Source organism: Bifidobacterium callitrichos (genome assembly GCF_008698085.1).
GTDB lineage: Bacteria > Actinomycetota > Actinomycetes > Actinomycetales > Bifidobacteriaceae > Bifidobacterium > Bifidobacterium callitrichos.
Genome location: NZ_RZJP01000003.1, coordinates 105,613 through 119,579, shown reverse-complemented (window position 1 = coordinate 119,579; position 13,967 = coordinate 105,613). Strand labels below are relative to the sequence as shown.

The following is a 13,967-nucleotide window of genomic DNA, read 5'->3' as shown; positions in this document are numbered from 1 at the left end:
ATTATAGTGCCACTATTGCGGAATGATTGCCAGTAGCTGCCATTCTCTTGAGATGCTGTCTACTGGCCCATATTGGAGTAAGCCTCCGGATTTGGTTATTTGAGATTGTAATTGTTGTAGTCCAAAGTGTCCCGATAGATCTTTAGCGTGATCTTGAATGACATTTGTCGCAGTGATATAAATTTGACCTGCTTGGGTGGATATTGAGATAATGTAACCTTTGCTGCGATCGGCGTACTTTCCGATGTTGGTGTACGCTTCATATAGAATTTGTGTTAATAAATGTTTGGTGTTGCTATTTATAGAATCTTCATCTAGCTGAATAACTGTTCTACCTCTGAGTCCTAAGGAGTGAAGTAGCGTATCTTGTTGAATGCATAATTGTTTGATTTCCTGTCGTTCGTCTTTAGTGTAAATGTCTTGAATGATGCTGCTTGGGTCTCTTGGTTGCTCTAACACATGGATTACGTTATGAATTTTAGACAATACTGTTTTTAATTCTTTGCTTATTTCTTTGGTTGAATAGTTGTCAGTTTCTAGTTGAAGTATAGCTACACTAATTCCATTAGCAATTTCGTTATGGATTGTTGCTGCAATCATTCGCTGTTCTATTTCTTTTTCCTGTTGTAGTCGATTGGCTAACGTCTTGTTATGCCAAAGCACCATTCTTCCTAGCAGTATGGCTGAAAGATATAATGTAAGGAAATTAAATAATGTCGACCAAGGCAAAATACTATTATTATAGATAAAGATAGCCAAGGAGGTTGTGTTGATGCTAGCTAGTACAATAGCTTGAATGAGATGTAGGTTGGATAGTATGACTAAAGCGCATAGGGTTGAGAGCAATCCTGAATTCAAAACTGGTTGCGGGGATAAAGTACCTGCGGCCATAATAATGCCGACTATCCAAGCGCCGTTTTTGTGCCATTTTGCCATTACGAGTGTCGCGCTAATCTGTGCGATAGACCATATGATCATCGGAAAGTCGGCCAATCCGCCTATGGCATAGAATGTTATTTCTATTATTCCGAGTCCTGCGGCTGTCAATGCGCAGATCGTCATCCAATGGTCTGTTAGCAATTGAATGAATTGCTTGTATTGTTGAAGTAGATCTTTCAGCATGTCATTCCCGTCGTCAGTAGGCGGACGTATTTTGCGACGGCCTGTGCGCGGGTTGCGGCGCCCAGTTTGGCGCAGGCGCGTCTCTCGTAGGTGGCTACGGTGCCCTTGCTTACGGACAGCTTTCGCATGATGTCGTCGGTGGTGAAGCCGTCGGCGTACATGGCGATCACCGTACGTTCGCGTTCGGAAAGCTCGCTTTTCGATGAGACGTTTCGCAGGAGGGCGTTGCGTGCCTCGACGCAGTTCAAGAAGCCAGAATCGGATTGTGCGGTGTCTCCCGTTGCCGCCGCTCGGACCCCTGTACGGATGCCGGCCACATCCGTTTTGAGATAGAGCCCCTGTGCACCGGCTCTGACTGCCTGTTCGAGATAACGTTTCGGCGGATACGCGGTGATCATGATGATGCCCGGCGTGGTTTTGCGCTGACGGATCTGGCGGCATAGCTCCATGCCGTTCATGTCGTCCATCTGCACGTCGGAAACAAGCACCTGCGGTGTTGCCGATTCGAACAGGCAACGGCGAAGGGCCGCCGAGGCGGAGGTGGTTCCCCATTGGACGTCCATGCCGGACTCCCTGAGCAGTTTCGAGAGCACGGACACCGCATACGGGTCGTTATCCACGATGCCGACAGTGATCATCTCATCCTCGCATAATGTCACGCGTGATCATTTTCGTTCACGATCAATCGTATCACTGTGGGTCGTGTATGTACCTGATGATCACATTGGTCATGCATGGTGCCATGAAGAGACGATGCGAAGGTCGTCGCCCGACGTGTGTGCTCGTGCGCAAGACGGTTCCCGGGGCGTAGAATCGGCTCATGGGCAAGGATGACAAAGTCAAAGTGGACAGGACCGCCAAACGGCGCATCGACCGGGCGATGGATCTCGCCGAGGAGCGCATCGGACTGATCGAGGAGAGCGCGACCGTCGCCGAACGGCTCGCCAACGCGGCGAAATCAAGCGAACTGCTGAGCGCCGTATGGTCGATGCCGCCGGCGCAACGGCTCATGTTTCACCACGGAGTCGATCTCGCCGAGGTGGCCGACGCGCAATCCGGCGCGACGCCCGGTTTCGACGGCGACAAGTACGACGCCGAACGGTTCATCTCACTGAGTTCCTCGGAGATCGCCCGATACCAGCGGCTGCTCTACGCCAACGGAGTCAAAGGCTCCAACCGGCGGCTGCTCATCGTGCTGCAGGGTATGGACGCCTCCGGCAAGGGCGGGATCGTACGCCACGTCTTCCGTCAGGGCGATCCGATGGGCATCCACTACCATGGCTTCGGCAAGCCGACCGATGAGGAGACGAGCCACGGGTTCCTGTGGAGGGTCGAACGCGAACTGCCTGACCCGGGGTGGATCGCCGTGTTCGACCGATCCCACTACGAGGATATCGTCATGCCGCACGTGTACGGCACTCTCCCCGAGGACGTGTGGCGTGCCCGCTATGACCTCGTCAACGAGTTCGAGCGCAGTCTCGTCGCTGACGGGTGCGCGGTCATCAAGATCTTCCTCGTCGTCGGCCGCGAGGAGCAGCGCCGCCACTTCCTCGGGCGGCTCAACGACCCGACCAAATACTGGAAGTTCGATGCATCCGATCTGGACGCCCGTGACCGCTGGAACGACTACATGGCTGCATGGCAGGAGGTGTTCGAGCGGACGAGCACATCCGCCGCGCCGTGGTATCTGGTCCCCGCCGACAACCGCTGGTATTCGCGCGCCGTCGTCTCCGAGCTGTTGCGCACCACCCTCAAGAACATGAACATGACCTGGCCTCCGCTCGCGCCGGACATCGACAAGGCCGAGGCCCGACGTCGACTGGCGGCCGACGATTGATGATATGGATGGTTCCCGCTGTCGTCGGCGATGTTGCGGTCTGACGGCGACAATGGGAGCCATTATGCACGTCAACCGACTGTGGTGATCAGGCTGTCGTCATGCAGTCATGCGACGACGTTTCTCCTTGAGCCCGAGGTCCAGCAGTTCGCGCAGCATCGTGGCGCGACTCACGTTGTCGTGGTTTGCCAGCTGCTCGGCCTCATGGAGCGTGTCGGCGGTAACGCGCAATGTCACGGTATCCATAGGTTCGGCATAGGTGCGCGGCCTGCCGAAACGTCGACGGGTGACAACCTTCCCGGGGGAGCCGTGATAGACACCGTGCTCGACATCAGCGGGCCACTGGTCGAGCATCTTTTCCGTGACGACCGTGCCGTCTGCCGTGGTGATCGGATCCATAATGTCATCTCCTCCGATGAGCCTGCGGATGTCGCGTTCACTCAGACCCAGTTCCCGAAGGAACTTCTTCTGCGCGTTGTTCGCGTGGTACATGATCATGCTGCCGTTGCCGGCATCGAATGCGATCATCTCGACCAGACGTACTTTCGGATCGTAGTCGATGGCCATGGTTTCCATCGGATCGGTGCCCAGCCTCGTCATGTACTTCCAAGCGTGGGCCCATGTCGAACGCAGTGCATCGACGCTGGACTGGGGGTGCCGTGCGGTGACTCGGCCCAGGATTATGATGTCGTACGAGCCGGCGCGTTCCAAGGCCCGCACCCTTTTCGTGCACATAAGTCTACCTATTTCGTGCACGAAATTCAAGATCTAGGTGCGTGCAAAGAATCGTAGTAGGGTCATCACGCCCCCTTGTCGTGTCCGATGGGCGTCGCTGTGACGTCCATCGAATCAGTGAGCGTCCAGTCCGACCCCATCGCGTCCGATCCCCTAGGATCCACCACGAGAGCCCCCATTTCTCGCCTCATCGCGTCCGATCCCGTAGGATCCGACGTTATGGGGGCGGGGGAAGCGGCGAAAACGTCCGATCCCATAGGATCCGATACGGCGATCGGGGCGGATCGGGGACAGATACGTGAGGAGTCTGCCACTCAGCGCAGGTCAATCGGTTGATGTTCGTCGGGTGGCAGAAAATCGTGCCACTCAACACGATTTCGGCGATTTTCCGCGCTGAGTGGCAGACACATCGGCGGCATGGACAGTCCTTGCGATATTGGCTATTGCGGAATCGTTGGAAAATGGCCCTTTTGACAACATGCCAACAAGGCGGTGAGGCGGCAATGACGCATCGTCGTGCCACTCAACGCCAAAACCGGTGAAAATTGCGTTGAATGGCACGGATAGGGGCGGGCATGGCCAAGGACGCGTCCGGACGACATGGCTGAAATGGCGCGGCCGGGCGGCGCAATTGAGTCGGTCTGTGGTGGCGCGGCCGAATGTCCAGTATCTCGCGCCGGAAAATCGTTGATCCCATTCCCGGCTCCTCTTGTCAGGACGTTGCTGCGAAGCAAACAGCGGAACTGTTTGCAGGCGACATGTAAACCGACAGGCGAGCCGGCATGACGCACGCGTAGCGCGTCCGTAATTGCAGGACGAGCCGGCCCGTGAAGCGGGTCTGAGAGTCAGTCAATTCAACAACGAATTTACGACGCAGGATACTAGGCAACGACGATAATCGCTTGTATTCGCGCGCCGTCGTCTCCGAGCTGTTGTGCACCACCCTCAAGAACATGAACATGACCTGACCTCCGCTTGCGCCGGACGTCGACAAGGCCGAGGTGAGGCGTCGACTGGTGGCCGACGATTGATGATATGCGATGGCTCGCATTGTCATCCGCGGGCTGCGGTCCGACGGCGAAGATGGGCTGGCCATATCGCTGATTATCATGGGGCGGTATGAACGAGGCGGTTGGGATCGACTGCGAGTCGTTGTCGGTCAGACACGGGGCTGTGTGGGCGCTGCGCGATGTGACGCTGCGTATCGGCGCCGGTGTGACCGCGGTCCTAGGACCCAACGGGGCCGGCAAGAGCACGCTGCTGCGACTGCTCGTCACGCAGTGCGCTCCGAGTCGGGGATCCTTCAGCGTCGGCGGACTCGACCCGCGGCGGCAATCCGATCTCAATCGCCTGCGACTTGACATGGGCTTCCTGCCACAACGGTTCGAATGCATGGAATGGTCCAGCGCATTGCGCAACGTGGAGTACAGCGCGTGGGCGCACGGCGTCGCGGTTCCGGACTGCAATGAGGCGGCGTACGACGCGCTGTCTATGGTCGGGCTGTCGCATGTGGCCGGCATGCAGGTGCGCAAGCTCTCCGGCGGCATGCGCCAGAGGCTCGGTCTCGCCTGTGCGGTGGTCCACCGGCCGCACGTGCTGATCCTCGATGAGCCGACCGTGGGCATCGACCCCCGTCAGCGTATGGACATTCGTCGCTTTCTCAAGGATTATGCGGCGCAGGGCGATGTGATCGTGGTCATGAGCACGCATATCGTCGACGAGATCCAGACGCTCGCCTCCGATGTGCTGGTGCTCGATCGGGGGAGCGTCGCGTTCCATGGGAGTCTCGAACGGTTCCGATCGTTCGGCGGGGAGCGCGACGGTCTGGGATCGGTCTGGGAACTGGCCTATGCGGCGGTTCTCGACCGTTCGGAACATACGGGTGCGCGTGGTTCGGACCCTGTCGGGAGCGCATGATGGCATCTGCGTCGGCAACACCATCGGCAACGCCAGCATCGTCATCGTCATTCCGTCGTCTCGCCGGACGTATCGTGTTCCCCTTCCCGTTGGGCGGCATGGGGTATGCGGCCATGTGCCTGCTCATCATGCTGCTGTCGCTGCTGCAATCCAAATGGTGGCTGTCATGGCCTCCCGCCGTCTGGAACGACGTGGAGATAAGGATGCGTGAATCCCAGTTGGCGGGGTCGCTCGTGGCGGGCGCATACGCCGCCATGCAGGCCCGGGCGTTCGGCGTGAATTCGGTGCTTTCGCCTCCCTCGGCGGGCCGTGGCGTTGCGCGTCGGGTATGCCGCGTGTGCGCCTTGTCATGGCTGGGCTGCGTTGTTTCATATGCGGTGGGATTCGTGCCGCTGATCGCCGTGACGGCGAAGAGTCAGGGACTGGCCCGTTGCGATGTCCTTGCACTGGCGTCCATACTGCTTGGCGTCGGCATGTGGCCGGTCATCGCGTTTCTTGTCGGAGTGCTGACGAGCCGGCTGGCGTCGTATCTGTCGTTGTCCGTGGCGCTGGTCGTCATCACGGTCGTCTCCACCGCTCCCATGGCGCTCAGTGTGAACTCGACGGGTCGTTCGTATCTGGCCCTCTCTGCCCGTTGGGGATTGGATTTCCCTCGGGTTGGGGATGTCACGGCTCCCGTCATCACCTGGGCCAGGATGGCGTTCTTCGCGGTGGTGACGATCTGCATGGTCATGATCGCGATCGGCGTGCTGTCCGCCTTCCGGCTGCCGGAACGATTGGGAGCCGCCTGCTGGCTCGTGCCTCCCGCGGCGATGGTGGCGTTGGTGATCGCGATGCAGCCGAACATCGTCGCCCCCGATCCCCGTTCGTCCGCGGTATGCGAGACCCGCGGCGACATCACGATATGCGTCGAATGGTATTACCGGCGGCAGCTTCCTGTCATGATGGACGTCGACTACAACGCGTATCGCCTGTTCGACCCGGGCGAACGTCATATGCTGATCGGTCCGGGGCTTCTGGGGGCGTATTCGCGAACCATACCCGGCATGCCGCAGCCGGTCGACAGGAACCGTTGGCGTCTGAACAATGCAAGCATCGGTACCACCCTCTCCGAACGGGAGTTTCGCTCGCAGCTCGTCGCGGATGTGGCGGGCGACCTGTCGGGAGACGGCCCCCAATGCTCGGCCGGCGTCGACATCGACAAATCCGCCGCCCGGCATCGGCTCTATGAGCTGATGAGGAGGAAGATAGGCGGGGATTCGGTGGATGCGGATTTCGTGGCGTGGTATCGGCGTCATGACAAGCAGATTCGCGCCTGCGAGTGGACGGCCGACATGCTCGAGGAGATGGAGTCCTATGAACGGTGAGGGTGAAGGCGATCCGCGCATGTGGCTGTCCGCACGCTATCCGAAGACGGCCTTTGCGGTCGGGGTGATCGGCGTCGTATGCGGCGTCATACCCGTGTTCGACATGCCGGCCGTTCCCTACGCGGGATTCGGGCCGATGGAGAGGATCGGCGTCGACACCGTGATGCTGTCATTGTGCGGCATCCTGATGTGCCGGTGTCTGATGTCACGGATACCGATCGTCGATGCGGTGTCCGGCAGGGATCTGGGAGGCTACTGCGCCCTGAGCGCGATGGTCATGCTGTGCTACGCCGCGCTCGCTCCGACCGCGTGGCTGATCGGACGCGACATCTGGATCGCGTTTCCGGTGGTGGTGCTCAACATCGTGTTCTCGCTGACCGTGACGACCATGGCGATGATCGCGGTCGCCCTGTTCGGGCGCGTGGGATGCGTGGTCGCGATGTGCGCGGCCGGATGCGTGCTGTTCACGCTGCCATGGCAGCCGCGGTGGCTCGGATTCTCTCTGCTGCCGATGGATCTTGACGATCACGTGCTGATACGGCTGGCGGTGTGTGCCCTTCTGGGTCTGTGCGCCGTGCTGGGATGGCATCGCAGCCGTCTCGGGGCGGCGCCGCTGCTGCTCGGGTGATGAAGGGTGAGAAGGCGGACGCCGTTGTCCGTCGGGGGGGGGGTCACTTGTGCTGCTCGAAGCTGATGGCGTCGTTGATGATCTTGCCTTGCGACACATTGTTCATGATGTTGGCATAGCCGCTGATCGCCAGACCGCGCATCAGCATGTTCCTGAGGGACATGATCGTATCCTTTCCGCTTGGGGTCGTTGGTTCAATGCGCCACGGTGCGGAAGGTCGGGTTCGGCTGGGCCGGATCGCAACGCTGTCCGCCCCATCGCGGTTTCCACTGTAGGCCGGTGATGCGGGAAATCAACGTCGTTGGCATGATTGTGCGTATTTGTGACCGTTCCGGTACGGGTGATACGGCTCGTGCAGGTTTCGCAAGTACGGTGAAGGCCCCGCACGCATGATGCGGGGCCTTCACCGTGTCATCGGGCTATCGTCGAACGCCGTCCGATATTCCAGAGGTCACAGGTATTCGCGCTGGGCGGCGCGGATCCTCTCGTACTCCTCATGGGCCTTGATCGAGGATTCGATGTGGGCCACCTGAGGCGTGGCGACCTCCCAGAACGCGCCGGAGGTGTCGTCACGCACGACCGGGTCGGTCTCCACGTAGATCGCGGTGATCTCATCCGCGGCCATCGCCTTGGTCATGGCGTCGCGCAGCTCGTCGGCGGTGGTGGCCGAGTACGTGGTCACGCCGTAGCCTTCGAGAATCTTCTTGAAGTCGACCTTGAGCGGGCGGCTCGGGTCTTGGCGGCCGTCGGCGCCGCGATGGTAGTACTTCGTCTCGAAGCCCTGCGAACCGACCTTCACGGACAGCGAGTGAATGGAGCCGTAGCCGCCGTTGTCGACGACGAGCAGGATGATCTTCTCGTGCTCCTGCACGGCGGTGAGCACGTCCTGGTGGTACATGATGAACGAGGCGTCGCCGATGAAGGTGAAGATCTCACGGTCCGGGTCGGCGATGCGCATGCCGAGCGCGGCCGGGATCTCGTAGCCCATGCACGAGTAGCCGTATTCGACCGAATAGCCGAGCGGGGACCCCGCCTTCCACAGCTTCTGCAGGTCGGAGGGCATGGATCCGGCGGCGTTGACCGCCACGTCCTGCGGACGGGCGAAGGAGTTGACGATGCCGATGACCTCCTTCTGGCCGAGCTCGTGCTCGCCGGGGATCGGCTTGATGAGCTCGTCGACCGCCTCGCGCTGCTCGACGGCCATCTCCTTGGCCTCGGCCAGATACTCGTCCGACACCGTCCAGCCGTCGAGCTCGGCCCGCAGCTCCCTGAGCGTCTCGCGCGCGTCGGCGACGACCGGCACGGCGGACTCCTTGTGCGCGTCGAAGGACTGCACATTGATGTTGACGAACTTCACGTCCGGGTTCTGGAACATCGTGTTCGAGGCGGAGGTGAAATCGGTGTAGCGGGTGCCCACGCCGATGATGAGGTCGGCGGTGTGGGCGAGCTTGTTGGCGAAGCTCAGGCCCAGCGCGCCCATCGGGCCGGAATTGAGCGGGTGCTCGTACGCGATCGACCCCTTGCCGGCCTGCGTGGTGCCCACCGGGATGCCGGTCGCCTCGGCGAAGGCCTCCAGCTCCTCGGTCGCTTCGGAGTAGACCACGCCGCCGCCGGCGATGATGAGCGGACGCTTGGCTGCGCGGATCGCCGCCGCGGCCTCGCGCAGCGCGTCGACGTCGGCGCGGGTGCGGGGCACGCGCCAGATGCGCTCGCGGAACAGGTCCTCGTCGAAGTCGTAGGCCTCGGCCTGCACGTCCTGAGGCAGGCAGAGGGTCACGGCGCCCGTGGTGGCCGGATTGGTGAGGGTCTCCATGGCGCGCATCAGGGCGGCGGTGAGCTGTTCAGGGCGGTCGATGCGGTCCCAGTAGCGGCTGACGGCCTTGAACGAGTCGTTGGCCGAGATGTCGTTGGACTGCTCGTTCTCGATCTGCTGGAGCACGGAGCCGGTGCGGCGGGTGGAGAAGTAGTCGCTGGGCAGCAGCAGCACCGGCAGGCGGTTGACGGTGGCGGTACCGGCCGCGGTGACCATGTTCGCGGCTCCCGGTCCGATCGAGGTGGTGACGGCCATCGCGCCGAGACGGTTCATCTGGCGTGCGTAGCCGACGGCGATGTGCGCCATGCCCTGCTCGTTCTTGCCCTGGATGATGCGGAAGCGGTCGACCTCCTCGAGGAGCGCCTGGCCGATGCCGGCGACGTTGCCGTGGCCGAAGATGCCCAGCGCCCCGCCGAAGAAGGTGTTGACCTTCCCGTCGCGTTCGACCTTCTGCACCTCGAGGAATCGTACGATCGCCTGTCCGACGGTGAGGGTGATCTTGTCATTGCTTGCCATCGTGATGGTCCTTTCTAATAGTCTGTCGCCGCGGCGCTTCGTTGCCATGGCTTGGTTCGGCGTCGTCGCCCGGGCTGATTGGGTCGATGGTGTTCGACTTCCAAAGCTCTACGCAGAGAATATATCAGTTACTGGGACTGATGATTTAATTGATGGCAATATTTTCCGGTAAAACGGTTGGATTTACGCCCCTGTGATCAGTGGTGGTAAAAAACTGCCATATAAACTGTAAATCTGTTCTTGGCGCGGTTTCCTCCGCAGGGTGACGCGTATGCTATGTGTTGTATATCGGACTTCAAGTCCTAAAAAATGAGAATTACTTAGTGTATAGACGACGTACGGGGCGTGGGTGATGCACGCCGACGACGTGGAAAGGAAATTGCGATGACGCAATGGGTTTACAAACATGGCAGCGCCGCCCAAGGTGACTGGGACGTATCCCTCGGCACGGTCGATTCCGAGCCCGTGGAGGGCTGGGCGTACACCGGCCTCAAGGTCGCCGACGCCGCGGCCGGGCAGGTGCTCCACCTCGACGCCGCCGACGAGGAGCGCCTCGTCATCCCGCTGTCCGGCGCGTTCGACGTGACCTCCGCGAACGGCGAATACCACCTGCGCGGCCGCAGGGACGTGTTCTCCGGTCCCACCGACGTGGTGTACGTCGGCGTCGGCAGCCCGGTCGACATCACATCGGCCGAAGGCGGCCGTGTGGCCGTGGCCACCGCCCCCGCCACCACCAAGTACCCGGACCAGCTCGTCAAGGCCGAGGACAACGAGATCGTGCTTCGCGGCAACGGCCCGACCTCCCGTCAGGCGCGCAACTTCGGCATGATGAACAACATCCAGGCCGAGCGCTTCCTCGTATGCGAGGTCATCACCCCGTCCGGCTCTTGGTCCTCCTACCCGGTGCACAAGCACGACGTGGAGAACGAGCATGAGACCGCGCTCGAGGAGATCTACTACTTCGACATGAAGGCGATCGACGGCGCGACCGCCGCCGCCGAGCCGATGGCATATCAGGGTGCCTCCAGCGCCGACGACCGGCCGCTCGACATCATGACCGAGGTGCGCCCCGGCGACACCGTGCTCATCCCGTACGGCTGGCATGGTCCGTCCATCGCGGTCCCCGGCTACGACCTCTACTACCTCAACGTGATGGGCGGTGCCGGCGAGCGTGACTGGCGCGTGACCATCCGCGAGGATCAGGTGTGGGTCAACGAGGCGCTCAAGGACGTGCCGCGCGACCCGCGCCTGCCCATGTGACCGACGGCGCGCCAACCGTTACCTCGCGCGGGCAGGACCCGCGCGATCGCGAATCTGGAACATAGCCCAAACCGAAACACGAAAACGTAACGTAGCAATACGAAAGGAACCATCATGGAAATCACCGGTGCCGTACTCGAACGTATGGAGATGCCCGCCCCTTATGCCAAGTCACGCCCGATCAGCGTGTGCCAGCTGGAACTGGACGAGCCGCAGCAGGACGAGCTGCTCGTGCGCATCACCGCATCCGGCATCTGCCACTCCGACCTGTCCGTCGTCAACGGCGTGCGTCCGCGCCAGACCCCGATGCTGCTTGGTCATGAGAGCACCGGCGTCATCGAAAAGCTCGGACCCGGCGTGACCGGTCTTCGCGTCGGCCAGCACGTGACCCTCGCCTTCCTGCCGCGCTGCGGCGAGTGCAAGAACTGCAAGACGAACGGCAAGCTGCCCTGCATTCCCGGTTCCAAGGCCAACAACGAGGGCACGCTGATGAACGGCGGCATCCGCCTGCACCGCGACGGCGAGATCGTCTACCACCACATCGGCGTCTCCGGCTTCGCCACCTACGCGGTGGTGGACCGCCGCTCCGTGGTGCCGGTGCCCGACGAGCTGCCCGCGCCGATCGCCGCCGTGCTCGGCTGCGCGGTCCTGACCGGCGGCGGCGCCGTGCTCAACGCCGGCAATCCGCAGCCGGGCGAGGATGTCATGGTCGTCGGCCTCGGCGGCGTGGGCATGAGCGCGATCCTCACCGCCAGGGCGCTGGGCAGGGGGCGCGTCATCGGCGTGGACCGGTCCTCGAACAAGTTCGACCGCGCGCTCGACATGGGCGCGGACGAGGTCTACACCGTCGACGAGGCGCTCGCCAAGGGCATCAAGGCTCCGATCGTCATCGAGGCCGCCGGCGCCCCCGGCGCGCTCGACAATGCGTTCAACCTGACCGACGTGGGCGGCAAAACCGTCACGGTCGGGTTCCCGAAGCCGACCGTCAAGGCGGCGTTCACCACCGCCACCATCACCGGCGAGGCCCGCACCATCATGGGCAGCTACCTCGGCTCCGCCATCCCCGCGGTGGACATCCCCAAGTACGCGCAGATGTGGCTCGACGGCAAGCTGCCGGTCGAGAAGCTCATCTCGCACCACATCCGCCTCGACGACATCAACGAGGCGATGGACGAGCTCGACCAGGGCCGCGCCCTGCGTCAGATCATCGAGTTCTGAGCGGCGGCCATCACGGTCATTGCAGCCATCACAGCCACGAAAGAGACGATCGACATGACATGGACCAACAACGTCACCACACTGCTGCCCGCTGAGGGCGAAACGCTGTTCATCGACGGCGCATGGCAGCCCACCGGCTCGCGCGCCACCTTCGCCGTCGACAATCCCGCCGACGGCGCGACCCTGTTCCAGGTGTCCGACGGCACCACCGAGGACGCCACGCGCGCCCTTGCCTCCGCCGACGGCGCGGCCGAGGCGTGGGCCGCCACCAGTCCGACCGAGCGTCGCCGTGTGCTCGAGACCGCCTACGACGCGGTGATGGACCACAAGGAGATCTTCGCCGAACTCATGACCCGCGAGATGGGCAAGACCTACAGGGAGGCGCTCGGCGAGGTCAACTACGGCGCCGGATTCCTCAAGTGGTTCGCCGAGGAGGCGATGCGCGCCTACGGGCGCACCTTCCACCTGCCCGACGGCCGCAAGGGCCTCGTCACGCACGATCCGGTCGGCCCGTGCTATCTGGTGACCCCGTGGAACTTCCCGCTGGCCATGGGCACGCGCAAGATCGGACCGGCGCTCGCCGCCGGCGACACGATGGTCGTCAAGCCGGCCTCCGCCACCCCGCTGACCACGATCGCCCTCATCGAGGTGCTGCGTCAGGCCGGCGTGCCGGCCGGTGTGGTCAACCTCGTCACGTCGAAGCATTCGACCGCGATCTCGAACACACTGCTCGACGATCCGCGCCTGCGCAAGATCAGCTTCACCGGCTCCACCTCCGTGGGCAAGGCGCTGATGGCCCGGGCCACGAACCAGGTGCTGCGCACGTCGATGGAGCTCGGAGGCAACGCGCCATTCGTCGTGTTCGACGACGCCGACGTGGACAAGGCCGTCGAGGGCGTGCTGCTCGCCAAGTTCCGCAACAACGGCCAGGCGTGCACGGCAGCCAACCGAATCCTCGTACAGAACGGCATCGCCCCGGCGTTCGTCGCCAAGCTCAAGGCGGCGGTGGAGGACTTCACCGTGGGCGACGGCATGGACGAGGGGACCGACGTGAGCGCCCTGATCAACGAGCGGGCCGTCGAGCGCATGGAGCGCATCGTCGCCGACGCCGTCGACCATGGCGCCACGCTGGTCGTCGGAGGCCATCGGGACGGCCATGGACCGTGCTTCTTCGAGCCGACCGTGCTCGACAACGTGCCGCGCGACGCCGAGGTGTTCACCGACGAGATCTTCGGTCCTGTCCTGCCGATCTCCCGTTTCGACACCGACGAGGAGGGCATGGCCGCGGCCAACGACACGATCTACGGTCTCGCGTTCTACGCCTTCACCACCTCGATCGCGCGCAGCGAATGGGTGCAGCGCCACGCGCAGGCCGGCGTGCTCGCCATCAACTCGGGCGTGCTCTCCGACGCGTCGGTGCCGTTCGGCGGCGTCAAGCAGTCCGGCATCGGCCGCGAGGGCGGCGCCGAAGGCATCTACGAGTACATGAACACCAAGTACACGCTCATCGTGCCGTGACGAATACGCGGTGACAAGCCCGCCGCACGCATACCC

At 62.1% G+C, this 13,967-nt stretch carries 11 protein-coding genes; 7 read left to right on the top strand and 4 right to left on the bottom strand.

Annotation, left to right across the window (positions count from 1 at the left end):
- Positions 1-12: 12 nt before the first annotated feature.
- Together EMB92_RS07540 and EMB92_RS07535 are read right to left on the bottom strand one after the other, a co-directional pair.
- Positions 13-1,122, bottom strand: a complete 1,110-nt coding sequence (locus EMB92_RS07540; RefSeq protein WP_150394380.1) for a sensor histidine kinase — start codon at positions 1,120-1,122, stop codon at positions 13-15.
- Positions 1,116-1,760 (bottom strand): response regulator transcription factor, encoded by a 645-nt coding sequence (locus EMB92_RS07535; RefSeq protein WP_043165347.1) that lies wholly within the window; start codon positions 1,758-1,760, stop codon positions 1,116-1,118. The genes EMB92_RS07540 and EMB92_RS07535 overlap by 7 nt, the downstream gene beginning before the upstream one ends.
- A 182-nt stretch (positions 1,761-1,942) precedes the next feature.
- Here EMB92_RS07535 and EMB92_RS07530 point away from each other — a divergent pair, with 182 nt between their 5' ends.
- Entirely contained in the window at positions 1,943-2,959 is a 1,017-nt protein-coding gene (locus EMB92_RS07530; protein ID WP_043165345.1) for a PPK2 family polyphosphate kinase, read from the top strand.
- Between the two features lie 99 nt (positions 2,960-3,058).
- Here the strand turns inward: EMB92_RS07530 and EMB92_RS07525 are convergent, their stop codons facing one another.
- Positions 3,059-3,526 carry a hypothetical protein gene (locus tag EMB92_RS07525; protein WP_150394379.1) on the bottom strand — a complete coding sequence of 156 codons (468 nt, stop codon included), beginning with the start codon at positions 3,524-3,526 and terminating at the stop codon, positions 3,059-3,061.
- Between the two features lie 1,287 nt (positions 3,527-4,813).
- Between EMB92_RS07525 and EMB92_RS07520 the strand changes: the two genes are divergently transcribed.
- The 3 genes from EMB92_RS07520 (at position 4,814) to EMB92_RS07510 (ending at position 7,606) form a co-directional block, all read left to right on the top strand.
- Positions 4,814-5,611: an ABC transporter ATP-binding protein gene (locus EMB92_RS07520; protein ID WP_150394378.1), complete on the top strand. Its 798-nt coding sequence runs from the start codon at positions 4,814-4,816 to the stop codon at positions 5,609-5,611.
- 98 nt (positions 5,612-5,709) lie between these two features.
- Positions 5,710-6,978, top strand: a complete 1,269-nt coding sequence (locus EMB92_RS07515; protein WP_150394377.1) for a hypothetical protein — start codon at positions 5,710-5,712, stop codon at positions 6,976-6,978.
- The gene (locus EMB92_RS07510) at positions 6,968-7,606 is read left to right on the top strand and encodes a hypothetical protein (protein ID WP_150394376.1); all 639 of its coding nucleotides are present in this window, start codon (positions 6,968-6,970) and stop codon (positions 7,604-7,606) included. The genes EMB92_RS07515 and EMB92_RS07510 overlap by 11 nt, the downstream gene beginning before the upstream one ends.
- A 451-nt stretch (positions 7,607-8,057) precedes the next feature.
- Here EMB92_RS07510 and iolD read toward each other — a convergent pair whose 3' ends face one another.
- A complete protein-coding gene (gene iolD, locus EMB92_RS07505) occupies positions 8,058-9,935 on the bottom strand; it encodes a 3D-(3,5/4)-trihydroxycyclohexane-1,2-dione acylhydrolase (decyclizing) (protein ID WP_150394375.1) in 1,878 nt (625 codons plus the stop codon).
- A 384-nt stretch (positions 9,936-10,319) separates the two neighbouring features.
- Between iolD and iolB the strand changes: the two genes are divergently transcribed.
- The 3 genes from iolB to EMB92_RS07490 all read left to right on the top strand — a co-directional run bounded on the left by iolB (position 10,320) and on the right by EMB92_RS07490 (position 13,931).
- A complete protein-coding gene (gene iolB, locus EMB92_RS07500; RefSeq protein WP_150394374.1) occupies positions 10,320-11,195 on the top strand; it encodes a 5-deoxy-glucuronate isomerase in 876 nt (291 codons plus the stop codon).
- 114 nt (positions 11,196-11,309) lie between these two features.
- Positions 11,310-12,413 carry an alcohol dehydrogenase catalytic domain-containing protein gene (locus EMB92_RS07495; protein WP_150394373.1) on the top strand — a complete coding sequence of 368 codons (1,104 nt, stop codon included), beginning with the start codon at positions 11,310-11,312 and terminating at the stop codon, positions 12,411-12,413.
- A 54-nt stretch (positions 12,414-12,467) separates the two neighbouring features.
- Positions 12,468-13,931 (top strand): NAD-dependent succinate-semialdehyde dehydrogenase, encoded by a 1,464-nt coding sequence (locus EMB92_RS07490; protein ID WP_150394372.1) that lies wholly within the window; start codon positions 12,468-12,470, stop codon positions 13,929-13,931.
- Positions 13,932-13,967: the final 36 nt, after the last annotated feature.

Excerpts from the sequence above, each read along its gene's own strand:
- EMB92_RS07540 (WP_150394380.1), bottom strand. The coding sequence starts at position 1,122 with ATGCTGAAAGATCTACTTCAACAATACAAGCAATTCATTCAATTGCTA.
- EMB92_RS07535 (WP_043165347.1), bottom strand. The coding sequence starts at position 1,760 with ATGATCACTGTCGGCATCGTGGATAACGACCCGTATGCGGTGTCCGTG.
- EMB92_RS07530 (WP_043165345.1), top strand. The coding sequence starts at position 1,943 with ATGGGCAAGGATGACAAAGTCAAAGTGGACAGGACCGCCAAACGGCGC.
- EMB92_RS07525 (WP_150394379.1), bottom strand. The coding sequence starts at position 3,526 with ATGGCCATCGACTACGATCCGAAAGTACGTCTGGTCGAGATGATCGCA.
- EMB92_RS07520 (WP_150394378.1), top strand. The coding sequence starts at position 4,814 with ATGAACGAGGCGGTTGGGATCGACTGCGAGTCGTTGTCGGTCAGACAC.
- EMB92_RS07515 (WP_150394377.1), top strand. The coding sequence starts at position 5,710 with ATGGGGTATGCGGCCATGTGCCTGCTCATCATGCTGCTGTCGCTGCTG.
- EMB92_RS07510 (WP_150394376.1), top strand. The coding sequence starts at position 6,968 with ATGAACGGTGAGGGTGAAGGCGATCCGCGCATGTGGCTGTCCGCACGC.
- iolD (WP_150394375.1), bottom strand. The coding sequence starts at position 9,935 with ATGGCAAGCAATGACAAGATCACCCTCACCGTCGGACAGGCGATCGTA.
- iolB (WP_150394374.1), top strand. The coding sequence starts at position 10,320 with ATGACGCAATGGGTTTACAAACATGGCAGCGCCGCCCAAGGTGACTGG.
- EMB92_RS07495 (WP_150394373.1), top strand. The coding sequence starts at position 11,310 with ATGGAAATCACCGGTGCCGTACTCGAACGTATGGAGATGCCCGCCCCT.
- EMB92_RS07490 (WP_150394372.1), top strand. The coding sequence starts at position 12,468 with ATGACATGGACCAACAACGTCACCACACTGCTGCCCGCTGAGGGCGAA.